21 protein-coding genes and 2 pseudogenes are annotated in these 24,023 nt (G+C 61.5%); 11 read left to right on the top strand and 12 right to left on the bottom strand.

The genetic code is table 11. The features are described 5' to 3' along the window. Positions 1-123 precede the first annotated feature (123 nt). On the top strand, positions 124-531 hold the full coding sequence (locus ACVWZM_RS20190) for a hypothetical protein (protein ID WP_456854429.1): 408 nt from the start codon (positions 124-126) through the stop codon (positions 529-531). 454 nt (positions 532-985) lie between these two features. Here the strand turns inward: ACVWZM_RS20190 and ACVWZM_RS20195 are convergent, their stop codons facing one another. The 10 genes and pseudogenes from ACVWZM_RS20195 to ACVWZM_RS20240 all read right to left on the bottom strand — a co-directional run. After that, positions 986-2,392 (bottom strand): hypothetical protein, encoded by a 1,407-nt coding sequence (locus ACVWZM_RS20195; RefSeq protein WP_456854430.1) that lies wholly within the window; start codon positions 2,390-2,392, stop codon positions 986-988. Between the two features lie 103 nt (positions 2,393-2,495). Next, complete coding sequence (locus tag ACVWZM_RS20200) at positions 2,496-2,882, bottom strand: hypothetical protein (protein ID WP_456854432.1); 387 nt, start codon at positions 2,880-2,882, stop codon at positions 2,496-2,498. A gap of 96 nt (positions 2,883-2,978) precedes the next feature. After that, positions 2,979-4,724 (bottom strand): CHAT domain-containing protein, encoded by a 1,746-nt coding sequence (locus ACVWZM_RS20205; RefSeq protein ID WP_456854433.1) that lies wholly within the window; start codon positions 4,722-4,724, stop codon positions 2,979-2,981. A gap of 6 nt (positions 4,725-4,730) precedes the next feature. Further along, positions 4,731-5,948, bottom strand: a complete 1,218-nt coding sequence (locus ACVWZM_RS20210; RefSeq protein ID WP_456854434.1) for a CHAT domain-containing protein — start codon at positions 5,946-5,948, stop codon at positions 4,731-4,733. A 13-nt stretch (positions 5,949-5,961) separates the two neighbouring features. Continuing rightward, positions 5,962-7,392, bottom strand: a complete 1,431-nt coding sequence (locus tag ACVWZM_RS20215) for a hypothetical protein (RefSeq protein ID WP_456854436.1) — start codon at positions 7,390-7,392, stop codon at positions 5,962-5,964. A gap of 2 nt (positions 7,393-7,394) precedes the next feature. Beyond that, on the bottom strand, positions 7,395-8,642 hold the full coding sequence (locus ACVWZM_RS20220) for a phospholipase D-like domain-containing protein (protein ID WP_456854438.1): 1,248 nt from the start codon (positions 8,640-8,642) through the stop codon (positions 7,395-7,397). 164 nt (positions 8,643-8,806) lie between these two features. Then, on the bottom strand, positions 8,807-9,250 hold the full coding sequence (locus ACVWZM_RS20225) for a hypothetical protein (RefSeq protein WP_456854439.1): 444 nt from the start codon (positions 9,248-9,250) through the stop codon (positions 8,807-8,809). Between the two features lie 100 nt (positions 9,251-9,350). Next, positions 9,351-9,893: a DUF2252 family protein gene (locus ACVWZM_RS20230; RefSeq protein WP_456854440.1), complete on the bottom strand. Its 543-nt coding sequence runs from the start codon at positions 9,891-9,893 to the stop codon at positions 9,351-9,353. 9 nt (positions 9,894-9,902) lie between these two features. Further along, positions 9,903-10,283 (bottom strand): hypothetical protein, encoded by a 381-nt coding sequence (locus ACVWZM_RS20235; RefSeq protein WP_456856877.1) that lies wholly within the window; start codon positions 10,281-10,283, stop codon positions 9,903-9,905. A 223-nt stretch (positions 10,284-10,506) separates the two neighbouring features. After that, positions 10,507-11,067 (bottom strand): annotated as a pseudogene (locus ACVWZM_RS20240) (patatin-like phospholipase family protein); the annotation flags it as partial. Between the two features lie 384 nt (positions 11,068-11,451). Between ACVWZM_RS20240 and ACVWZM_RS20245 the strand changes: the two are divergent. The 10 genes and pseudogenes from ACVWZM_RS20245 to ACVWZM_RS20290 all read left to right on the top strand — a co-directional run bounded on the left by ACVWZM_RS20245 (position 11,452) and on the right by ACVWZM_RS20290 (position 23,136). Beyond that, positions 11,452-12,090 carry a hypothetical protein gene (locus ACVWZM_RS20245; protein ID WP_456854441.1) on the top strand — a complete coding sequence of 213 codons (639 nt, stop codon included), beginning with the start codon at positions 11,452-11,454 and terminating at the stop codon, positions 12,088-12,090. A 15-nt stretch (positions 12,091-12,105) separates the two neighbouring features. Beyond that, positions 12,106-13,281, top strand: a complete 1,176-nt coding sequence (locus ACVWZM_RS20250) for a S8 family peptidase (RefSeq protein ID WP_456854443.1) — start codon at positions 12,106-12,108, stop codon at positions 13,279-13,281. A 60-nt stretch (positions 13,282-13,341) separates the two neighbouring features. Further along, a complete protein-coding gene (locus ACVWZM_RS20255; protein ID WP_456854444.1) occupies positions 13,342-13,572 on the top strand; it encodes a hypothetical protein in 231 nt (76 codons plus the stop codon). Between the two features lie 272 nt (positions 13,573-13,844). Beyond that, a complete protein-coding gene (locus ACVWZM_RS20260) occupies positions 13,845-14,267 on the top strand; it encodes a MerR family transcriptional regulator (RefSeq protein WP_456854445.1) in 423 nt (140 codons plus the stop codon). Positions 14,268-14,321: 54 nt separating this feature from the next. Beyond that, positions 14,322-14,714, top strand: a complete 393-nt coding sequence (locus ACVWZM_RS20265; protein ID WP_456854447.1) for a hypothetical protein — start codon at positions 14,322-14,324, stop codon at positions 14,712-14,714. 266 nt (positions 14,715-14,980) lie between these two features. Further along, entirely contained in the window at positions 14,981-16,114 is a 1,134-nt protein-coding gene (locus ACVWZM_RS20270) for a hypothetical protein (protein ID WP_456854448.1), read from the top strand. Next, on the top strand, positions 16,111-16,824 hold the full coding sequence (gene dcd / locus ACVWZM_RS20275; RefSeq protein ID WP_456854450.1) for a dCTP deaminase: 714 nt from the start codon (positions 16,111-16,113) through the stop codon (positions 16,822-16,824). The genes ACVWZM_RS20270 and dcd overlap by 4 nt, the downstream gene beginning before the upstream one ends. Positions 16,825-17,568: 744 nt before the next feature. Further along, on the top strand, positions 17,569-21,822 hold the full coding sequence (locus ACVWZM_RS20280) for a hypothetical protein (protein ID WP_456854451.1): 4,254 nt from the start codon (positions 17,569-17,571) through the stop codon (positions 21,820-21,822). 162 nt (positions 21,823-21,984) lie between these two features. Then, a pseudogene (locus ACVWZM_RS20285) lies at positions 21,985-22,706 on the top strand (SOS response-associated peptidase). Between the two features lie 49 nt (positions 22,707-22,755). Continuing rightward, complete coding sequence (locus ACVWZM_RS20290; protein WP_456854452.1) at positions 22,756-23,136, top strand: hypothetical protein; 381 nt, start codon at positions 22,756-22,758, stop codon at positions 23,134-23,136. A gap of 157 nt (positions 23,137-23,293) precedes the next feature. On the opposite strand, the gene ACVWZM_RS20295 is transcribed toward ACVWZM_RS20290, so the two are convergent. Together ACVWZM_RS20295 and ACVWZM_RS20300 are read right to left on the bottom strand one after the other, a co-directional pair. After that, entirely contained in the window at positions 23,294-23,659 is a 366-nt protein-coding gene (locus tag ACVWZM_RS20295) for a hypothetical protein (RefSeq protein WP_456854454.1), read from the bottom strand. Further along, positions 23,656-23,991 (bottom strand): hypothetical protein, encoded by a 336-nt coding sequence (locus ACVWZM_RS20300; RefSeq protein WP_456854455.1) that lies wholly within the window; start codon positions 23,989-23,991, stop codon positions 23,656-23,658. Before ACVWZM_RS20300 ends, ACVWZM_RS20295 begins: the two co-directional genes overlap by 4 nt. Positions 23,992-24,023 lie beyond the last annotated feature (32 nt).

Here is a 24,023-nt window from a genome sequence, read left to right on the forward strand (position 1 = left end):
GCCTGCGCCCGACGAGGATGATCTCTCGAAGAACAAGACCTTACTTCGCAATATGCCGCCTCGGACGATTTCAGGGAAAGGTTCTTTGAAGCCGCTTTTGAAGACACGGACATCGCGAGATCCATGCCTCCGTCAACCGGTGGGTTCCTGACCGTCGAGCCGTCCGAACAAAACAACGATCTCCCGCTCTTCGTCGACCGCAAGGCTGAAATGGAGCGGGAGTTCGTCGCCGAGTTATCGGAAAAGATCGGCGAGGCGAAGACCCGGGTTTTCTGCGATACCATCGCATGCGAATGGTTCGACGGTCTCTCGAATCGGTTGAAGGGAAGCGTGTCGGCGCTGAAGAGGAGCGTCAAAGCCCATCTTGAAGCCATCATCCGCGGCGGGCTGACCATCGATCGCACCGTGACTCTATCCGACATCGGGCCCGGCGATGTAATGCTCACGAACGAGGAACTCGCCCGCCTTTTGACACTCAATGACAGGATGATGCAGGTCGTGCTCGATGACTGGATCGCGCAGTGGAGATGATCGCTCGCTGCTCAGTAGGTTTCATCCCTTCGCCGACCATCGTCTTGCAAAACAGAAGCGGCCCGCGCCTCCAGTAAAAGTACCTGAGGTCATCATAGGGCGGAATATTTTCTTCGGAGCGCTTCAGGCGGTTGATGCTGGCCAGGCCGCTTGATCAATTGATGGGTTCTTTCAGAAGTGCAGCGTTCATATTTCCCCAATTGAAGGTAGCCGCTCTGCGTGACACTCACAAATCTCTCGCAATCACTTTGCGGTCTATTGGGCGATTTGCGCGTAAGGGGCTAAGGAACGTTGGGGCGCTACGGTCATCATCAACATCGCTGATCGTCAGGCGAGCGGAAACTCAATAGTACCGGTGAGTGTGTCGCTCATCACGCGGTCCCCAAGAAAGCATCAGCAGGTCGCACGGGTCCGCAAAACACAAGCCTCGAGCAATGCCCTTGAGAAGCTTGGCCTAAGTTTGAAGATACCTTGCACATTCGAACGTCAGCTCGTTCTTGGCTTTGTCACCCACGATGGCAGGCTGAATCTTCGCGTCCTTGACGCAGCGAAGCGTGTCCGTCAGACCCGCGATGCGCTCCAACTTACGCACCGTTGTCGCTACCGCCACCGACAACGCATCAAACTCGAGTATCTCTTCATGGAAGTCTTTCCACGAGCCGTGGTGTGGAAGTGACAGAATGAATATGTGGGACGAAAACCTTCTAAAGAAATCGAGCCATGCCTTGCGTCGGTCGGTCTTCTTCAGGCGAGAGTCGCCGCTACCCAGCCAGCCCACGGCCGAGGCCGCCATTTCGAGCCCGAACTGGGCCTTTCCGACCGGCCTCATCCATTGGTGGGGCAAGTTGGATCTATGCTCCGTTTCCGGCCCGGAATAGAGAGACATCGAAATGGAATTCTGATCGACTTCGAAATGGTCCGAATATAAGGAGACGAGCTTTTTGCGCTTGGTGCGCAGCGCGTCGAGCAACCCGCGTGCGAAAACCTCAAGCTCCGGAGATGGCGGAAGCGACAATTCGTGTAAGACCGCCTTCTGAAAAGCTGCTCTCGTCGCGCTCTCGACGGGATGCACATAGGGAAGCAAAATCCAGTCCGCCAATCTCCAGGAATCGTCGGCACTGGAACGCCACTCCAGGCGGAAATACGTCCCTGTTCCAGCCAACATACCTCCGGATGGGAGTTCTGTATCGATATCCTGAGGAGAGTCGTATTTCGGGCTCACGAAGCCTTTCGGTGCATGCAAGCGAGGAGGACGAAATATGCAAACTAGGCGCGCTTGGGCCCCTTCAGAGGTAGTGGACGGATTGGGACCGTCGGGATCGCGTGGCGCATCGGGCCATGGGCCTGGCGGAGGCTTGTCGCCGTCTCTGCCTGGTTCCACGAATATGACATGTGTAACACCTCGCCGTAGCCACCAGTTCAACGGATCTTGGACGTACTCCCGGACTGCGCTCGTGACCTTTCCCGAGTCCACGTCGCGTAAGAAAAGAACGGCCAGATCCTCGAAATCAAGGTAGGGCAGAACGACGATCTTGGGCGGATTTGCGCCCATCAGATTCTCGATCTTGTTCACGTGATCGGAATCGAGATGGGATACGAATAGAATATCGGTGCGGTTATCCGTCAGGCGATTATGATTTCTCAACGAGCGATTGAAGGCATCCGGAGACTCCGATCCGCAATCGTAGACATAGAATCTCTCAAGAAGAGTTCTTTGCGCGGCGCTGCCGTCGGCATTCTTCGCCTCGAGAAGCATCGCATTTGGGATCGGGATGGCGTCAGTCCGGACCAAGATACGACCAGCATGAAATCCTCCGTGCCCCACCGGGTACTGCTTTCTTAGAACGCTGGCAGTGATCATCCCAATTTGACTCCGTTCCGGCCGGCGGTTAACGACGATTGGCCAACGCCGCGTTGGATCGGCGATCGGCATCTTGATCAAGCCTGGGCTAACCGCAACGCGCCTACGCGACCGCGGCTTCGTCCAGCAAACCGCGCGCTGCATCCGGAGTTTCGCGGACCGCGAGTTGCATCCTTCCGGCGAAGATCAGCACTGACTTGGCCTTTGCGTGGTAGATGGCAGGGTCGCTCGCTATGATTTGGCGAACTCTTTGTGCGCTTACAGTAAGTTTGAGCGTTGCGTCGGGAGCCGAGAATTCGGCGACCCTGACCTTCGCGCCATCGAGCTTTTTCACCAAACCGCTTACAGACTCGACCGAATAGATGCGATCGTTTGCAAGCTGCAGCATCGTCGCGTCCTTCCATTCGCTGTCGAACGCCTTTCGCAACCAAAGCAACTCACCTTCTTCGACATTTTGAACCGCGCCTCCCGGCATGTTGACCACGATCACGACAGACCTCCTGCTTTGCGAAAAGAATCAGACGGCCGGGTGCGACGCGACTCCGCTTCAACTGTTGAGCCGCACCGAACAAGCCCAACAAAGAGCTCATGACAAAAAGGCATAACCGTCCACGCTCGAATAGAAGACGTCGGGGGCCGCGTCGATCGATAGTTCGAAGACGGTCAGGACGCGAGTGCTCTGGGTGCGGTCTTTAACTTTCATCCGGATCCGCGCGATCTCGTACTCGCCTGCCGCCAATATGGCGCCCCCCGACACGTTCTCAATTAAGATCTCTAGCACGCCGTCCGTCGCATTGGAGAGCGGCGCCTTCGGTGCAGCCGCTCCCTTCGTCGCGGATACGAAGTCGAAAGCGTCCTCCTCGAAGCTGATCTTCGCTCGCACCTTGTCGAGCCGTGCATCGGCGCGCAATCTCGCGGATAGACGGAAGTCGATCACGTCCTGCGCGTCCGGCAGACCTCCCTTCAACCTGATCGCATTTCCCATGATGTCGCTGATCTGCGACAAAAAGCCGTCGATCTTCGCGGCGATCGACTGCCGGAAGTCCGCGGCGGCGGCCTGCACCGCCGGCGGCTGCATCATGAGATCCTGCAGGCTCGCCCGATACGCCTCCACCTGGATCTTGAGCGCCATGATCTTCTTCTCGTCCTCGGGCGGAAGCGTTTCGTCATGGTAGGTCCGCACGTCGAAGGGACGCCCGTCCTTGCAGCGCCAGTACAGGACCGGGTTCGCCCAGCCGGGAGACCCGATCGATGTCGTCGCGGCGATCTGCGATCGGGCCGCGGTGACCGCCTCGTCGATGGTGGTACCGGGGTTGAGCAGCGTTCCGTAGAATTTACCACTGAACGACACCGCGGCGGCCGATTCCAGATCGAATTGCATGGCGACCACGGCGGATACGAACGAAAGACTTCCGGGGCTGACCAGGCGCTGCGCGATTCCGTCGAACGCCGTGGTCCCGTAGGGGGCTCCCGCAATTGAAGGCGGAAGCGCCGCCGTCGAGCAGCCGGTGATTACGACGAGGTTCGCCGAGGTGCAGTTCTTCAGCATGGAGTCGAACGTGAACGCGTCGAGCGGATCGAGCCCGCCGTCCTCCGCCTGGAGGCAGAGAAACGCGCGCGGCGTGGGATCCCCGCCGATCTGCCCGACGCCGCCGTGCCCAGCGAAGTGCACGACGTGGTAACCACCGCTAAGCAGCCGCTTGTTCAACTCGCCCCGCGTCGGCGGAATGCACGGATCGACTGTCACGAGACGGTTTGTCTCCAACTCCTTCAATGCTTCTTTGACGGTCGCCGTTTCCTTCGCGATGTTGGCTGGGGGCCACCCTTGCGGGCTCGCAGCCACCAGCAGGATGCGAAGTGGCGGCGCGAGCGGAACGGTAGGACGGTCTGGCTTGGCGACCAGGGTCCTGCTCACGGGGGTTTGCAGGGCGGAAGCGTAGAAGCCGCTTGCAGGCGTGTAGATCGTCTCGAAGGGAATTTCGGACAGACGAACCCCCTGCTGCGGAGCGTCGAGCGAGAGGGTCGAGAAGACAATGCGCAGGTTACGTTGGTTTTCCGACGATTTCTGAAGCGCGGCGTCGAGTGCCGCCTGCACGGCGGGATTGGTGACGGATCTGTAGACGGCCTGGCCGATTCGCTGCATCTCCCCCAAGTTGCCTCCGTTTCCAAATTTCGTCTTGTCGCGGATCGCGGCCAGGTCCGCGGCGTCGAAAACCGCTTCGGGTTGCCCCTTGGGTCCCGCCGCCGCAGCTATGGGCGATTCCAGGATCTGCAGCGCCAACTGTCCGTTGATATTCGGCGTAATCTGGACCCTGAACTCGTCGTACGACATCTCTCGTCACTCCGAATCGAAGCTTGCGGCGGTCGAGGAGAACGTCGAGAAGCGCGACCGCTCCTCGTCGTAGCTTTCTCCCAAAGCCTTCCCCATGTCGGTGTCCTCGAACGTCTTCAACCTTTCCTTCAGATCCGCGGCCAGCCTCGCGGCGAGCTGGGCCTGAACTTCGGCGGCATGCTGAACCGGGTCGATCGTCCTTCCAATCCTCAAGGGTCGATCGCCCCCCTCGCGCACGACCAGCGAGAAGCTTTCCGGCACGGTCGCGGTGGTGGTGCCGATCAAACGCGCGAGCGCTGCGTTGTACGCGCCGAGGACATTTCCTCGTTCGTCGATGAGTCCGGAGTAGAACTTGCCCCAGAACGCAGAGACGCCGGCCTCGTCGACGTCGGAACGGTTGACGATGCTGGTGGGAAGGCGGACGGCCTGTGGAGCGTTGGCGATGCAGACCAGTCCGGAGAGGTCGTAGTTGCGTTGCGAGAAGCCCGTGCTGATGCACAGCAGCCTGGTCGATACCGGGAGACCGCGCGACACCTGCGAGGCACGGATCCAGTTCGTCAAGCCGGTCTTCTCGTCGCGTAGAATCACGGCGCCTTCACCGCTCACTATGCCGCCATGTCCTAAGAAGTGGACGATATGCGGATCGAACTCGTGCACGACCGCCATCACGCTCGTTCCGGTTGCATCCCTAACCTCCCGGACGTCGTAGAACTGCGGATTGGCCGCCGCCTTCAGGATGGTCCGGTCCCTCTCGCTGAAGGCAAGATCGTCGTCGGCATTGGATGAGATCAGCAGCAGACGCAGCGGCGGAACGACGGTGATCGGCGGCGGCTTCAATGACGATGGCACCAGGCGTGCGACCGACAAACCGGCGGGATTCAGATTCAAACGCGGGAGAGATTCCCAAGGCAGCAGATCCACGGCCACATTGCCGCTTTCGATCAGCAACTGAACCGGCTCGGCGGAGCTGGTCATCTTCTGGCGGGCGTCGGGGGGAATCAGCGACCATAACCAGTCGGGGGTTGGTCCCTTCGACGACTGTTCGGCGGACCACGCCGGCAGGGTTACCTGCGTTCCCGCGAACGGTGGCTGCGTCGTCATTTCCTCTTCGGATGGCGCCCATGCGACGAGGTAGGATTCATCGGATCCGCGACCTCGCTCGAGCGAAATCGAGGAGCTCTTCGCGTTCGGCAGGCCGCTTTCGCGCGTGAAGCGTAGGATCATATCCATGAGTCCGTCATCCTTCCACGGCCTGACCGACTGGCGCGGCTGCAAGCGGCGACAGCGATCGACTCAGTTCCTGCGACACGAAACGATCGATTCTGGATTTGCGAGCCGAGGGCGGCGACATGAGAGGATCGGTGATGCTTCGTTTGCCCTTGGGCGCATTTCGGTCGAGCAGTAGGATGGCGTTGATCGACAGATTGTCTATCTCCGCGTCGAACGAGTTGTTCGCGATGGCGTCGTTGATCGCGATCCTGACTGAGGAAACGGCGTGCCGGGGTGCGATCCCGACGTTGGAGTTGAATTGCCTCAGCGATGTGGCGCATTTCGTGATCGCGTCCTCGTGCGCATTGGTGTATTCCACCAGCGAACGCAACGTCGTGCCCCCCATGCTCGGTATCGGCGAGTCCATCACACCGGCGATGATTTGCGGGATGTCGGGAAGATAATCTTTCAACGCAACGGGATCCCCGTAGAGCGGCTTCCAATCGGCCTCAAGTGTGTCGGCATGCCGCTCGAGCGCGCCACGGAAGGCCGCGTCCGCCGAAGCAGCGCCCATGGTCCTGATGTAGGCGGCGCAGAGAAGCACGCGTATGTAGTGGTTCGGGTGAGCATCGCCGGCGATGATCTGGGTCACTTGGTCCGGAGGGAGTATGAGTACGTTCCTCAGCATGTAAGCGAATGCAGGTCCGGAGAACTGTAGCGCGAGTAGATCCGGGAATATCTCTGAGGCCCACCCTAGCCATCGGCGTCGGCGCTCGTTCGGAATAGCGCCGGTCGCGAATATGGCCGAAAGATTAGTCTTGATCGCGGGAAGAAGCTTGAGGTCAGCGTCGATCTCGTGGCCGACTTCGTGAGAAATGGATAAGAATTCCCAGACGTTCGCCGTCTGGTCGTAGGGCACCTCCACTACGGGAATCGGAAGGGTCTGGCCGGCCAGCTCCTCGCTCTGTCCGTCGTTCGGACGCGTGCCGCGCGCCCAGGTCATCGGCGAGATGTCAGGGCTGAGGTAGGTGAGAGGTGGCTCCCGCACTTCTTCCGCTTTGATCCAGCCCTTCGCTTTCGCGGTCCCGATCGCCGCGTCGTAACAGTCGATCGCGATGATGTCGGCCGCCCGGAGACGCTTGCGGAACCGGTCGGACTTGCGTTGGTCGAACTTTCTGCGGAAGAAGTCCCAGGCGCGCTGTGCCGATGCGATCGCCATCAGAAGGTCGTACAGCGCGGCTTCGTACGATGCCTTGTCGGCTTCGGCCGGCAGGTTGCCGAGCACGGCATCGTACTTGGCGCGATAGGCGGCGATCAGTTCACCGATCGCCTCCATCTGGCTCCAGTGCAGGTTCGAATCGAGATCAGTCTCCGCGAGGGCCTTCCACTCCTCGACCTCGGCCGGCAGTTCCTTCGTCCGGCGCTCGAGTTCTCGCTTTCTTAGGAGCAGAAGGTCCATGATCAGACGATTTCTCCGCCACCCACATCGAGCAACTTCTTCCTGACGTCGTCCGCGGCGATGCCCTCGTTCCAATCCTCGTCAAATACCCCGGCATAGTAGCCAGCCAGGTGCGGGGACGTCAGCAGCACGCCCGCCTCGCGTGCCTTCGTGATCGAGTTGGCGCTCCAATTGGTCGACGAGACCGCCACGTGGGTGCGGTCGACGATGACGCCCTTGTTGTGCAGATGCGTGAAGAACTTGAGGTTCAATGCCTTCAGGCAATCCTTGAGCCCGACTGCGTCGAGAGTCTCTATGGTGAGATTCCAGTTCTTCGGGAACGTGGCGCTCGCCATGATGCGCACGTCGACGCCCTTTTCGCGGCGCTCCGCCACGATCTGGAGCAAGTCGTCGACCTTGTCGCCGGCCAGGACGTACTGCTGCTGGAGGATGATACTCTTCTCGGCCTTCTCCAGGAGTGCGGAGATGACGTCGAAATAGTTGTCGGGCGAGAATATCGGCATGACGTTCGTGGCGCCGTTGAACTTGTCGATATCGAATGTCTTCTGAGGACGGGCGACAAGCTCCGCCGGCACCATCAGCGAGCCGGTGACGTCATCCTCGTCGACCGATACAAGTGCGCCGGCTTCGCCGAGATCGGGGATTTCCCAGTCGGCGTCGAACACCGAGGTGAAGAATTTCGCGATCTCCGCGTCGTCCATGCGGAGCATCCATTCGCGATTTCCCTTCTTGAAGGGATCGCCATCCTCGATGAGCGGTATCGAGGTCTCGGCCCAGTTCGCACTCTCGACGACGACGGTCTTGCCGTCGATCACGACGAACTTCTGGTGGCAGACGGTGAAGACGCCGCGTCCGCCGCTAGATGGCGCCGGCTTGATCTCGAATCCGGTATCGTCGAGCGCATCCAGTACGTCGCGCTCCTCGGCGTGCGTGCCGCCGCGGTCGTACATCAGGCGGACTTTCGCTCCCTTGGCGTGCGCCTGCTTGACGAGATCGACCAGATATTCAGCGTGGATCTCATACACGTACACCAGAAGGGTGTGCTTGGCTTCCTCGAGTGCAGCGGAGATCAGTCGGTACGTGCAATCCGGGCTCACCGCGGCCTCGAAGGCCGAACAACTGAGGGGAGCCGCGGGGAATACGATCTTCGGGATACGGTCGGGCCTGAACTTCCCGAGCAACTGGCCCTGCTGGAGTGCGTCGACCTGATCGGCGACCTTCTTCAGACGTGCGAAATCGATCTGTACCATGACCCCTCCCAATAATTTTGACCGCTCATGATGGCTATCGGACGCAACGCCCGCATGACGGACCGAAAACGGACGCGAAAATCCTACCGGTGCAATGCCGGCGCAGAAAAGATCGAATGCGTTTATTATTTAGCTCGCACACCTTAAGCTTGTGCCGCAGAAAATCAATCCCGTTGTTTGTCGGATGAGCTTCGAGCGCCGGAGGCGTTCCACTCGGCGAAGTCGGCTTCGACCGCCGATGTCGCCGCCTTGGCTCTCTCGTGAAGCCAGCCCGCGTCCCTCCGTTCGAGGTCGTCCAAAATCGCGTGCTTTAGCCGGGGCGTCGAGGCGTGAAGCGAACCGATCTCGGAGCCCATCGCCCTCAGAAGTCTCGCGTCCAGCTTCCGGTCGAAGTTCGCATCGCGCTCGACTCTTCGAGTGTCCGCCGCGATGCGCCGCACGATGAACCCGTGATCGGTGCGCAGAAATGGATCCGGTGCGGACGATACCAGGTTCACGGCGTCGTCGAATCTGCTTGGGCGGCCGGCGTCTCCGGCCGCCCAGTCCCAGCCCGACGACAGCAGCGCCTTGGCTTCGCGGGCTATTCGGCCGCCTCGCCAGGTCGCCACCGCGACGTAGCGTGGCCGTCCTAGACTGCCTCCGCCTTTGCTGGCACTCGCGAAACGTTCGAACGCGGCTCCGGCCGGCAGGCTTGCGAGGAGGGCGGATTTAGCGTTCTGGGACGGATGCGCATCTGGGTACCCATCTATCACTTCCCCAAAACGACTTGCGCTGCTCGTCGGTGACCGTGACGTAGTCGCGCATCCACACTTCCTTTTGGTCGAGCAGCGTGGGTCCGGGGTCGCGCAGTCCTTCGCCGTAGCCGTCGAAGATCGCTTGCGCCGCCTCGCGGTTTCCGACGCCGAACCCGGCGAGGCGCACGCTCACAGCGAGCCTGAGCATGTCCGAGGCGTACGGGATTTCAGCGGCATCGTCGTGGTCGTTGACGCCCCAAACCAGCCTCGCTTCGGCGTCACGCCAGGTGCCGAAGTTCTCGACGTGGGCGTCGCCGACGGCGAGGGGAGTGGGCAGCTTCAATATCTCGGGAGCCGTCGTTCGGACCGTTTGCGCCCAGCGGAAGAAGGTTGCCCTGAGAAACCTGAACGCGTTCTTGCTCATCCGATCGTGCTTGCGTTCGAGATCCTCCTCCACGACGGCACATGCCGTCCTCATCCACTTCTCGTAGGCGGTGTTCTGTTCGACAAAGGACATGCCAAGCTCCTAACCGACGTCCGGAAGCCGATCGAAACTCGGGGCGCACGGATGAGGAATCGGAACTCGGCTGGCGGCGAGCGCAGCTTCTGTGTGCGCGTAGCCGGCCCTGACTAGAAGCCGGCGGGTTTCGGCGCTGAACTTCGTCAGCCGCGTCGGTACGACGGCTGCCCGGGCCGTCATGTCGGCGGTGAAGCCAAGCGGATTGCCCTGTCCGTAGCTGTCCACCGTCGTGCCGATGCCCCAATAGGCGACCGTCCTGGCCTGCGACCGATCGAGGCCGTGAAGGATCCGGATCCGGGTGTTGATGCCCTGCTGCAGGGAGACGTCGAGCACGCGTCTGAATTGGGAGTACCAGTTCGTCCAGGGCCGCGCGATCGGTTGCGTCACAGCTCCACCATCGCTGACGAGGAGCGTCCGATAGCGTTTCCACACGGGTTCGAGACCGAGATTGTCGTAGACGCCTCCATCGGTGAGGAACAGCTTGTCGGTGAATTGGGATCCGGGCCAGCGTCGTGGGCTCGCCCCACGATTTGATCGCGCCCTTCGGGGGCTTGACGCGGGCGGGGGACAGCAGCGGAGGAAAGCCTGCGGAGGCGGCGACCGCGAGCGCCAATTTGAGATCCGGATTCGCCCATTGGCCGACGCGCCAGTCGGCCGCGTATTCCTTCGCGAAACGCCAGAGCACGCCGGTCTGCAGGCTGGTCGAGGTGAAGACGAAGCGCGGAAGATCCGGAAGGTCCCTTAGCGTCTTCGAACCGAAGACGGATCTGTCGTAGGTCCATGCCGCCACGTTGGCGGCATGGACAAAGGGAAGAAAGCCGAGCAGGATCGACGGTATGTCGACGCGTTTCCGCGCGAGCTTGAGAAGTGGCTCGGAGACGTTGTCGTGGAAGCCCGTCGCGACGCCGTTGGCGTCGAAGGCGAGACCGGACCATCCTGCCGCGAGAATGCCGGCCGCGAGCGATCCTCCGGAAACGCTAGAGAAGCGGTTGATGGCCGGAAGCAGTCCGAGCTCGTTGAGGCGGATCAGGCTGCCGAGGTGGAAGAGCATCGCGCGAAAGCCGCCACCGGAAAGGCAGACGCCAATGCCGTCCTCGAGCTTCTTGCCCTCGAGGACGTCGGTGACCACGAAAGGCGTCTGTTCGGGATCGTTCTTGGCCTCATCCGCCATTGGTTAGCCCCCGCTTCCCGAAGACCGGCCTCGTCCGGACGAATTTCTGGACGAAGCGCCGGTCCGCATGCGATGGAAGGAGGATTCCACGTTTGCTAGAGAAAAGCGATGCCTACACGCGCAATGATCGTCGTCAACAAGAGTTGGGAGGCGGAGCCGCTGGTGGCGGTTCTCCGGAGCACCAACGGGCGCCCGGCCGATTTTCCGCAGGAGGTCGCCCCGCCGTGCGTAGAGATACCGTGGAGCGTCGGACGTTCGCACAAGATCCCGGCAAGAGCGGCATACCTCTCCGGCGAGTCCGCCGTCGAGGTCTGGTGCATCAAGGATCTGATGGATCCCGCCAAGAGCGCATCGAGCTCGGAGGAGAAGGCCCGCGTCCTTCCTATGATCGCCGCCGCCGGGCAACCGCCCGATCTCGTGGTGGCCGTCGGCACGGCGAGCCTTCCCGACGCCCGATCGTTCAACGGCTCCGTATCCGTCGGTTCCTCGTGCTTTTTGTTCGACCCGTATCCCACTTCCCCGAATCCGGAAAGCCGTTGGTCCAACGATCGCATCGGAAGCCTGGTCGACGAAGCGGATCGCACGAGCACCAACGGACTGATGGCGTGGCTCGATCGCGAAGCGAGGCCCAACGTCGAGACCAGATTCCTGCCGCCTCCGCTCGTTCCGGCCACTCCGCCCATCCTGATCGTGTCGACCACGTCGGTCGCGGTCAGCAACGTGAACGTCACCAATCCCGACAACTACGTCTGGACGGATCCGGAAGCACTCGCCTCGTTCTCTTCGGTCGCGCCCAAGCGAACGATCGGCTCGGTGGAGACGACCCACGGCGTGATCAGGCTCTGCATCCCTTCGCCGAACTTCCTCTTCGTATCCGGCATCGCCAACCGCCTCGGTTACTTCAATTCCGAACTGTCTCCCCGTTCCTATGCCCAGAACTTCGCGGCGTCCCACAACGCCGGAGTGACGGTCGCGTGGCTGCTTCCGCGCATCATGATCAGGATCGATTGGGCCGACGTGTAGCCGGGGTGATGCGCGATGATGCTCAAGTGCGGTTGTCCCGAAGGGCACACCATAAAAGGGTACGTCGAGTTCGTCTTTCCGGACGGATCGAGTTTCGGCAGCGAGATCGAAGACGGCATGGTTGAGGTGCCGGTGCTTTCGAACACGTACCCGAGGATGGCGGTCGTCAAGCCGATGGACGGTCATTGGAATACGATCGTGATGCGGCCATCCTCTGCGACCTCCTGTCGATGCGAGGCGATTACCTATGTCGGCGGCAAGCCTTGGTGGAAATCCATCGTGGGCGCTTCCAGAGAGAACGGCGGCGCGGGTGTCCGCATCGGCGTGATCGATCTCGGCTTTCAGCCCTGGCCGTCGCTTGCGCACCTCAAGTTCATGAACGCGGAAGGACAGGCGCTCGACTTCGACTACGTGCCCCCCACGAGCCATGGCACGCACGTCTGCCAGGTTCTCTGCGGAAGAGGCCGCGGCGAGACCGATAGCGGGATTGCCCCGGACGCCGAGGTGCTCTTCGTCGACGTGTCGGACAAGGACTATGTGGATCGGATCGACAGCGAATTGATCCCCGCGGCGATACACCTGCTGGCGGATATGCAGGTCGATCTGATCAACATTTCGGGCGGCTCGTACGTGCCTGACGGTCGCGAAAACGAGTTCGACCGCGTGCTGTTTAGCGCGGTCAACTACGCGAGAGATCAGGGATGTCTGGTGGTCGCCGCCACCGGCAATGAGGCCTCGAGACGGCCCGCAATTCCGGCTCGGCTCCCGAACGTCATCGGCGTCGGCGGCATGGGAGCGGCCGAGGTGGCGCCGGTCGGATCGCTGATGCACGGCGTCCAAACGAAGGCCAAGAAAGCCAATGGCGCGTGGGGAAAGTTGGACGATCTAGAGGTGTTCCATTACCTTCATTCGTCATACGGAACGGGCCTGGATGTGATTGCGCCCGCGGTCGGAATAACCATTTGTTACAGCCGAAGGTATATATACGACAGGGAGGGAACCTCGTTTTCCAGCCCGATTGTGGTCGGAATCCTGGCATGTGCCTTGTCCGTGGATCCGGCTTACAAGCTGCTGGCGGGGGCCCAAAGGGCTGATTTCGCCGCCAAAAAGCTCACTTCGATGTGTATGAACCTCGGGTTGGACCAGAAACGACAAGGGAAAGGACTCCCTGTGTTGTGCGCTGCGTGCTAAGGAACGGCATGCAGCGATTTGCCGTTGGCACATGGCTCGTCCGTACTCGGGACCACGAATATGAAGATTACGGTTAGCCTGAACGAGCAAGCGGCGCTGAAGGCGCAGGGCGGAAAAGCCCCCGACCTGAAGCAGCTCATCATCGACAACTCGCGCGCGCAGGTGCTGCGGGTGTTCGGGCGTGGCCGTTTCGCGAGCATCGAAGCGACCGGCGCCGACCTGAACCGCCTCCGGACCGCGATGGGAAATCTGTGCGTCTTCTCGGTCGTGACCGAAGCGCAGCCCTTCTGACGCCTCGCATCCGCGCTCCCATCGGACTTTCATCCATCGCATGACGCCGCCGCTCCGAGTCTAGCCGCTCGGCGCGACGGACTATTCGCGACCGCGCGACAGTGGTCCGGCGACGTCTCGCCGCAATCCCGCCGAGCCTGTCGATTGCGTCGCGGAGGATCTTAAGCGCGCAGGCGCGGCGATTTCTGGAAAAGAGGCCGACGAATTCATCAACCGTCGATTGAATAAAAAATAGTTCAGAGCTAGACTATTATTTCGAAGGGGTTCTTGATTTGTTCGAGACGAAAGAGGTAGTCTCCCTGACACAGATCCGGCGGCCGATGCTCGACTACCTGTGTAGATCGGGGATCGTCGTGCCGACAACGCCTGGGGGACGCGGACGCGGACGAAAGCGCATGTACTCTTTCGGCGACATCGTGTTCCTCAAGGTGATTGCGCGTCTGCTGAAGGCTGGGGTATCGGTGAAGCGGATGAAGGACAGTTTCGCGGGCATAAACAGGAAATTCCGCAAGATCGGCGAAACGTCGCGCATACCCGGAGTTCTAGTCACGGACGGAAAGTCGATCTATTTTCGCGACCGCGACAAGAAGCTTGTGGATCTTGTGAGCGGTCAGCAGTGTTTCGCGTTTTTAGTCGAATTGAATCCGATCCGAAAAGAAGTCATCAAGCAGGCGAAACTCCTGAAATCGGCGTGATGGTGTCGCATGGATAGGCCGCAAAATTTCGTGTTTTCCGTCGGACTTCGCCACGTGCTTGAGGACAGTCTCGCCGTGGTTCGAGGGCAGGCCCTCGAGCGGGATCGGCGCGAATTGGTGCTGCGCAACCTGCAGAAATTCGTCACCCAGGCCATGGAGGGATCGGCATCGACGACCGCCGCCGCCTTCGCGAACACGCGGGGGACCGTCGACACCATCGAAGCCTACGAGCTCGTGCATCGCATGCTTTCGTCCCGTCTCCAGAACGATCTGGTCCCGCAGCTACGTGCCACGGAGGCGGTCCTTTCCGAACTCGGCCGCGGCCGCGAGGTCGAGGCCGAGCGACGAAAGGCCGCGGCGGATCTGATTGATCTGCTCCTCCGTAGTCTCAAATACGAATCCGCAGCGAGTTCCTACAAACCCGCCGAAGCTGCGCATCTGTCCTGAGAGGCGGGAACATGAACCTATCGGCTGAACGAAACGCAGCCGAGTTTATGATCTCCCGCCTCAAGTCCCACGTCGCGAAACTCCGGTTGCGCGGTCATCCCGGAGACCTGCCGGGCCCGTCCGAGTGGCTCGATCTCTGCGAAGCGATATCCAACACCTCGCTGAACTATCTGCGAAGGTTCGATGCCGCCTCCGGCGACGACCGCATGCGGATACTCAAGGACACCAACGACCTCAACAACCTCGTCTACTCGCTTCTCGTCGAGATGGAAGGCTCGGGCACGGAGGACCTACCGTATCCGGTAGTCGGCCCGATGCAGAGATGGATCGAACTCCTCGATATTCCGAACGTCACCTTCTTCCGCGCGCTCCCGGCGCCGATCTACGAGATAAGGCGTTTCCAGCTCGCAGACTTTCAGGGAATAAGGGACGCCTCGCCGGACCTGAAGCGGATCCTATCGACCGAAACCAAGTGGCCGTATCTTCGGATAACGGTACCGAGCCGGGCGCTCGGCATCCTGCCGCATTTCGCCATCGTGGCCCACGAAGTCGGCCACATCATCCATCAGAGGCTCGCACCGCAATTCGACTTCTCCGATGACGAACTGATGAAGTTCTCCCAAAAGGTGCTGTCTTCTCTGGGCGTCGCCGACATCCGCCCCGAAAGCAAGACGTTCTTCAACGCGACGACCAAATCCTGGCTCGCCGAACTGTTCGCCGACGCGGTCGGCATCTGTATGCTTGGACCGGCGTTCTACTTCGCGCTCTGCGCCTTCCTCCAGGGCAAGACGTCGGAGTATATCCTGACGCGGAGCCATCCGCCGGCGATCCTGAGACGCAAGATCGCCTTCCGCAATCTGACCCGAGCGGGCAAATGGGACCATCCATCCGTCTTCGCCAGAATAACCGGCGTCGAACTCCGCCAGGGCATCAACAGCCAACTACTGGAACAACCCGCGGCGGATGACGTGTTGATCGAAAGCCTGGTCGCCAAGGAATACGACGACGAAGAGGCACGCATCCTTTGTCTGCTCCCGGACCTGGTCGAAAGTGTGCATGAGGAAGTCTTCCGCACGGCCTACGACCACATCGCGGAGATCGCGCCTTCGCTACTCTACACGTCGCAACAACTCGACCACGATCTTGAGGAGCACCTCGAAGCGCTCGTTATGGCGATTCCGCCGATAGAGTTCGGCGTCAGCCTGGAAGCCACGACCCACGCTGAACTGTCCTCCATCCTCAACGTAGGATGGGCCGTTCTCCTGACGAGGCTCGACCGGCTCGCCGTCCGGCAGGAAGCGAACCAGCTTCTGATCGCGGAAAAGTCGGAGAAGCTCCACTCCTTGCTGGTGAAGGCTGTCGAATTGTCCGAGGCCAAACAAATCTGGATGCGAGCATGACGGTATTGTCCGGAAGCGAATTGAGCGAGCGCCTCAAGACGCGTGAGCTTTCTAAGAGGCTCGTCGTGAGCCCGATCCTGGAGCCGGGCGAGCAGGTCAAGAACGACAGAGCTTCCATTGACGTCCGCCTGGGGTTCGAATTCGCTCTCATGTCACCGTCCCTCATCGGCGCGATCGACGAATTGGCGTTCGGTCCTAAGGCGCAGCGCCACCTCGAACTGGCCAAGCTCTATTCCAGGTCCTATGTGCCGTTCGGAAAGGCGCTCGTCATACATCCGCACCAGTTCATCTTGGCAGGGACGCTCGAATATCTGCGGTTGCCCCGCGATCTAATGTCCTACGTCGTGGGTCGATCCACATGGGGAAGGCTGGGTCTCACGATAGCGACCGCAATAGGCATTCATCCCGGCTTCGCCGGCACCCTCACTCTTGAGCTCAGGAATTTGGGTGAGATTCCGCTGGCGCTGCATCCTGGTGACACGATAGCCCAACTCTTCTTTCATCAGATCGCCGGCTCGGATAGCGGGCTTGCCGACGGAACGACTTCAACCGAGGCGGGACAATACGTCGGAACAGTAGACCTCATACCGAGGACGATGTCGCCGTCTGCGACGTTCGAGAAGCTTTCCAGACTACAGGCAGCGAGGCTCGAGCGCGAGCGGCAAGGAGCGACTTCGTCGGAACGGAACGAGTCGAACCCGACTTCCTGACGGGGTGGGCATGCAGGGGATCGCTGGCGCCGCGAATGCTGAAGTCTATTCCTCAATCTCACTGCAGTGCACGGTCGGCTCCTTGTGGCCCCCCAAGGATACCCCCGGTCGTCTGGCACGCGCGTTGCTGAGTAGTCTATGGCTTGGTCTCTGATTGATTGACCTCGAGAGGGCCAGGTCTGTTTGAGGTGCGACGGCGTGCGGGCGGTCGTCAGCAGTCGCCCGCACGCTTTTCCGTCGCGTCGGCTCACTGTGCTCTGTCGATTGTCATTTGGATGCAAATTTTTGCAGGCCGTCGGACCCTGCGTATCGTGCAAGGTAAGGATAGGCGCTGGACGCTATATCGCATCAAGACGATTGACGACAAAGGTGAATTGCTTGGCCTCTATCAAGGTCGGGGCGATGCGAATAAAGTATTGAGAACGATCGCTCATACTGGTGAGTAAGGATGTCGGCCGGCTTTGATGTTCCGCGTACGTCACTGCCGAATCTGCGCAGCCGACGTCGGCCTCGCGTCCGCGCACCGTCGTGTGCACCTTCTGTGGTCATCCGTACATCCCTCCTTGCACCGCGGACACGGAGGCCGCTTGCCCCAATATGATTTGGCTGCGCGAGGCGTTGCGCGGAGCGCGCCCGGCCGCCAACATCGTGCGGATGCGCAAGGAAAACACCCTCGAATTCGAACCCTGGTATCCGGAAGACGAGCGCTGATGTGCAATCTCTACAGCATGCTGGAAATCACGAATGTCTCACGTCGCCGACAATAAGCCGAAGTTCGCTTGGCCCCGGTTCTGGGTGCCCTTGGGCGGTCCGATCGACATCTCGGATTCCGGCTTCCTGAGCGATCCTGTTGGCTCTCTGGACCCGGACGCGCCGCGGACGCTCGAAGCCTTGGCCGGCTGGCGCTCGCTCGCGCTGCTGGGCGAGCCCGGCATTGGGAAGTCCACGACGCTCAAGGTGGAGTCGGACCGCATCGAGAGGTCGGCGCGGGAGGGAGTGCTTCAATCCTGCTATTTCGACCTCCGCTCGTTCTCCGGCGAGGCGCTTCTCGTCCAGAGGGTGTTCGAGAACGAGAAGATGACTCGTTGGAAGCAGGATACCTCGCACCTCGTTCTGCATCTCGACAGCCTGGACGAGGCGCTTCTGCGCATAGAAACCGTCGCCAACCTCATCGCCGCCGAGCTGCCGGGCCTTCCCGTCGACCGCCTCTCGATCCGCATCGCCTGCCGCACTGCGGTCTGGCCGGCCGAAACTCTGGGAGTGGCGTTGGAGAGCCTGTGGCCGAAGGCGGCCGCCACTCTCGAGCTCGCTCCGCTGCGCCGGGAAGACATCTTCAACGCGCTCGATGCGGAAGATATTCCGTCCGAAGGCTTCATGAGGGCGCTGCTCTCCGCTCACGCCATCCCGTTCGCGATCAAGCCGCTCACGTTGAGGCTGCTGCTGGCGATCTACCGGCAGCATGGTAGTCTCCCCGAGAGCAGCAGGGAGCTATACAAGCTTGGTTGCCTCGCCCTGAGCGAGGAAAGCAACAAGAGCCGGCACGACACCGGGCGCCGCGGCCGACTTAACGCCGCCCAGCACATGCGTCTCGCCGGGCGGATCGCCGCGGCGACCATCTTGGGAAACCAGTTCGCCGTCTGGACCGGGATGGATAGCGAATGCCCGAGCGAGGACATTCCCATATCCGCTTTGGCAGGAAGCACGGAGACCGGCGACTTCGCGGCGTTCGCCTGCGCGGACGACGACGTGCGCGAAACTCTCGACACGGGCCTGTTCGGCTCGCACGGCGAACAGCGGCTGGGCTGGGCCCATCGCGGATACGGCGAGTTTCTGGCGGCCATCTATCTTCATGCCCGCGGCGTTCCGGCGGCGACGATATTGAAGGCGGTGCGGCATCCGAGCGGCGGTCTCTATCCGCAACTGTCGAACTTCGCGGCGTGGGCCGCCTCTCTCGACACCGACGTGCGCTCCGCACTGATCGCTGAGGATCCGGTCGCGCTGTTCGCGGGCGACGTCTCCGGGCTCGATGACGAAACAAAGCGGGCGATCCTCCGGTCCCTCTTCGGCGCCGTGCAGAACAAGCGGGTCACGGATTCCGTCTACAAGCACGCGGAGATATTCAGCAAGCTGCGGCACGCCGACCTGACGGAAGATCTGCGGCCGATCATTGTCGAAAGGCGTCTCGACGTGAGCACCCGTCGTCTCGCCCTGCTGATCGCGGAACGGTGCCGCGTCGCGGATCTCAGGGCGGAGCTTCTGCAGCTGGCATTCGACACGACCGAGCATCCTCAGCTTCGCGGGGGCGCCATCGCAGCGCTGAAGCCCTGTCTCGACGCCGACGTCGCTCGGCAGTTGCTGCCGCTCGCCCAGGGCGCCGCAGACGCTGAAGACTCACAGCACGAGATCAAGGGCGACGCGTTGCGCTTGCTTTGGCCGGACCATATTTCGGCCGAGCAGCTGTTTCCGCTGTTGACGCCCTCCGACGACCACTTCTTCGGCGCATACGCGCACTTTGTCCGGACACTTCCGGAGACGCTGAAGGCGCGAGATCTCATGCCGGCCCTGCAGTGGGCCACCCTGCTCGTCGCGGCAGGCGACCGGAGAGAAAACCATCATCTGCGGTCGCTGGCCGACGAGATCATGTTCAAGGCGTGGCCGATCTTCGACGCCGCGGGCCTCATGGAAGCGTTCGTCGACCACCTCGCGGCCCGACTGCGCGATCACCGCCCGCTCTTTCTTGGTCTGGACCGAAAGGCGCAGAAGGGATTCCTGCTCTCGCTGCGGGAAGATGCTCCACGCCGCAGGACGCTTCTCCGCGCACTCAGCCGGAGGCAGCTCCGTCCAATAGACGTGTTCCTATTCAAGGGGGCCGAATTCGTCCAGTCGGCGGATCTCGAATGGCTGCTGTCGATGGCGCCGGGAGGCGCGGAGGAAGAGCCAGGCGTTGACGTCGAAACGCTCTTCAACATCATCGATGCGGTGTTCGACGACGAGAAGACCGACCATGTCGAGGCACTCCACGCCGCCATGCGGCGGTCGCCGTCGGTGCGCACGCGCTACGGCGCCCGGTTCGATGCGGTGCCGTTGGATTCGCCGATGAGGGACGATTGGCTGGCGCGGCAAGCGCAATGGCGCGCCATGGAGGACGGCCTGCCCCCGCCGATCGAAAACGACCCGGTCGGGAAGATCAGACTGCTCCTGGCGGAGGCGGAGTCTGGCCGATGGGAAGCGTGGCGGCAGATGACCTGCTTCCTCGCCGTGACCCCGAAAAGCCGCGGCTTCGGCGACGAGACCGACTATCTCATCGTCGACACGCCGGGCTGGAACGAAGCCGAACCCGGCATCCGCGACCGGATCGTCGCCGGCGCGATGCCTTATCTCACGTCGGCCGATCCGAGGATCGACGAATGGCTCGGACAATGGCCGATGCCGATCCTGCGGCAAGCGGTCGCCGGCGTTCGAGCGTTCCTGGTCCTCAAGGAAATGTCGCCCGAGCGGTACGCGCGAATCGAAGACGCGATTTGGCGCAAATGGGCGCCGGTGATCGTGGGTCTGCCTCGCGGCAACGACGCGAAGGGAGGTCCGGAGCTGGACGTCATCCTCCCCGAAGCCCTCGACCGCGCGCCGGAGGAATTCGTCGCGGCGGTCCGCACGATCATCCGTCTCGAGCGCGAGGAGGTGCGCAAGCCCGGGAACGAAGGCAGCCATTCCTTCTTCACGATACTCGATCACCTGCCCGGATGCTGGAGCAACGATCGTCTGCGCTACGCGATCTCGTCCGAACTTCGCGATCCGGACAACACGCCCGCAGAATACGCCGCGCTGCTCGATGCCCTTCTGGAGGCCGGCGTCGATTCCGCGCTCGATCACTCCCTCGCCCTCCTCGCCGGAGCCAACGCCACCACCCGCGAACGGGACGTGGCGGTCGTGGACGTGTTGCTGCGCCGCGCACCGGCGCGCGCGTGGCCGACCATCAGAGCGCTCATGGAGGCCGACGATGAGCTTTCACGCATGCTGGTGGGCCGGCTGGCGTCGCATTTCGATTTCGGCACGCCTTTCTACAGGAATTTCGACGAGCACGACGTCGCCGCCCTCTACCGGCTGGTCGCCCGCCTCGACCCACCGACGGGCAAAGATGAAGAACGTCGCAACGGCTTCATGAGCGCATGGGACTCGATCGCGTATCTTCGCGATGGCCTTCCTCGGCACCTCTCGACGATGGGCACGGACATGGCCGTCAGGCTCCTGAACGAACTGATCGCCGAGTATCCGCAGCTGACGCAGCTTGCCTACGACCTCACGCTGGCCGAAAGGGCCATGCGTCTCAAGACATGGTCCCCGCCCACTCCCCGCGAGGTGCTCGCGTTCGCGGACGATCCGTCCCTCAAGCTGGTGAACTCCGCGGCCGACCTCGGCGCAATCCTGGTCGAGGCGCTCGCGAAGTACGCGGACGCGCTGCACGGCGCGCAGACGCCCGTGCGCGACCTATGGGACCGACAGGGCGGCAAGAAGAGGGAAGTCTACCGTCCCATCGACGAGAACGGCTTCACGGACGTGATCGCGCGATTTCTCCGGACGGAACTCGGGACCAAAGGTGTATTCGCGAACCGGGAGGTGGAAGTCGGTCGCGTCCCTGGAGCTCCGGTCGGACGCCGCACCGACATCCTCGTCAACGCGGTCCGCCGCCAGTCCAACGGCAGAACGTACGACGCGCTCACAGCGGTCATCGAGACCAAGGGCTGCTGGAACGACGAACTGTTCACCGCGATCGACGAGCAGCTATTCCGGGACTACATGGTGCGGCTTCGCTCGCAGATGGGCATTTATCTGGTCGGCTGGTTCGAGACGGACAAGTGGGACACCGCCGACTGCCGCCGCGGGCAGGTTCCGAAGATGACTGTCCCGGACGTGAGGGCTGAGCTAGAAAAGCAGGCCTCCAAGTTGCCCGACGGCATCGTCGTCCATCCTGTCGTCGTCGAATGTCGCGCGCCATCGTGAAGGTCCGGGACCTGACCACGCTTCGGCATCCGCCGACCACCTTCGTCCACGACCTGGCGAGCCGGCTCCGCTGCAGGAGGTGCGCCACGGCGAATCGCCGGCCGGCTGCGACCCTGCTGCAACTGGCCCAACGGGCCCGGCATCCGGATCCGGAGACCTGAGATGTGCAATCTGTACTCCATGACCAAGAACGTCGACGCGATCCGCCGGCTGTTCGGCGCGCTCAACAGCAGCGTCGGTAACTTGCCCTCGATGCCGGGCATCTTTCCGGACTATACGGCGCCGATCGTGCGCAGCGCTGCCGACGGACGCGAGATCGTCATGGCACGCTGGGGCATGCCGTCGTCGTCGAAAGCGATGACGGATGCGACCAAGAAACGGGTGCAGAAGCTGGGGGCGAAGGGCAAGCCGGTCGACTTCAAGGAGCTGTTCCGGATGGAGCCGGATTCCGGAGCCACCAACATCCGCAACGTGAAGAGCAAGCACTGGACGCGCTGGCTGGGGCCGGAGAACCGCTGCGTGGTGCCGTTCAACTCGTTCAGCGAGTTCAACAAGGCCTAAGGCGGCGACGTCTGGTTCGCTCTGGACGAGACGCGTCCTCTCCTCTGTTTCGCGGGCATCTGGACCAAACGTCTGTCAGAAAGGTCCGGGAAGGCGAGACCACCAACGACCTCTACGCGCTCCTGACGACGGAGCCGAATGCGGAGGTCGGCGCCATCCACCCGAAGGCGATGCCCGTAATCTTGACGAAGCCTGAAGAAGTCGAGACCTGGATGACCGCGCCTGCGGACGAGGCGCTCAAGCTGCAGCGGCCGTTTCCGGACGGCGCGCTGCGGATCGTCGCCTGCGGCGTCAAGGAAGACCCCGCAAGAACTGCGACGTGACCAAGAACGACGGGACACAGAATAATTAGTGTATCGAGAGCCGGTAGCGATGAGATCGCCGGTCGTCGTCCTCGGCCGGTTCGCCTTCAAGTTCGCACGGAACGCGCAGGGCCGTGCCAGCAATCTCTATGAATCAAAACTCTATCGGAGCGGGAATGCCACGCGCCGCGCTCTGCTCTGCCCGGTTGTCTGGGTGTCCCGCAACGGATTCGTGCAGATCATGAGGGCCGCGAAGCCGTTGACCGAGATGATGAGCTTCGACGAATACATGGATGTCGTCGACGTCTGGGACTACATACCCCGTGAGGATAGTTGTCCCTTCGAACCAAAGGTATCCGACTGGGGCTGGCTTGAAGGACGGATGGTTGCGCTCGACTACTCGCCCCCTGCGTGGGAGGCCGATGAGTCTACCTCCTTTCGCGGATCCTGAGCGCTACCGGAGCGTCCCACGGGATGAACGTCGTCGGGTAGCGCAGGAACCTTGAGAAACTCTTCGTCAAGCAGGAAGCGCGCCCTACGATATATGTCCTGCGTCAGCTTATCTTTGCTCAAGAGGCCGTCGAAGCAAGTCGCATACGCCGCAACGCTTACGTCGACAAAGTCGTTCGGGAGTTTATCCGCGTCCTTAGCAACGCCGCTCGCGATGGCCGAGATCGCGTGAAGGTGGCGCACAACGCAAAGCGCAACTCGAATGTGTGAAAGATATCATCCTTCGGCGGCCAACCAGGCTTGTTCGGATGATTTTCGAAGAACTGTTGCGCCATCTCCATGGTGTGTATGCGGATCTTCTCGATGAGGGCCGGCGTGAAATTGTCCGCTCTGAATGCTTCCAGCTCCTCCTTAGTGTAGCGGTTTCGTGCTTCATCGATGTTCTGTTGGAATGTCTGTGCATTCTGGCGCATATCCGCAAGCTGGGCGCGAGCGCCGGCCGCACGGCGATCAATGTGCCTCAAGGATCGGGGGCGCCCCTCTTGGCGCGTTCCCGCGTGTGACGGCTCCACTTGCGGAATGTCGCGGTTCGTTTGCCGCTGGACAGACGCTTCTTCATGCTCTTCCGGCGTCCCCTGAGACGCACTACGTCCAAAGGTTCTTTGGTCAGCACGACCCGCTTCGCGTGTTCCGCCAAAATCTCCGCCGATTTGATTACGTTGACGGGCGCATCACCTTTGAGCATCTCGAGTTCGACGAGCGGCGTTACGACGACCTTGTTGCGCGGGGATTCGTCCAAGTAGTGGCGCAGTTCGTCGGTCTGCAGGTAGTTCGTATCGACGACCATTCGAGCCATGCCAGTCCCTCATCCAGCCTTTCGCCGTGCCG

The organism is Bradyrhizobium sp. USDA 4501 (assembly GCF_054062115.1).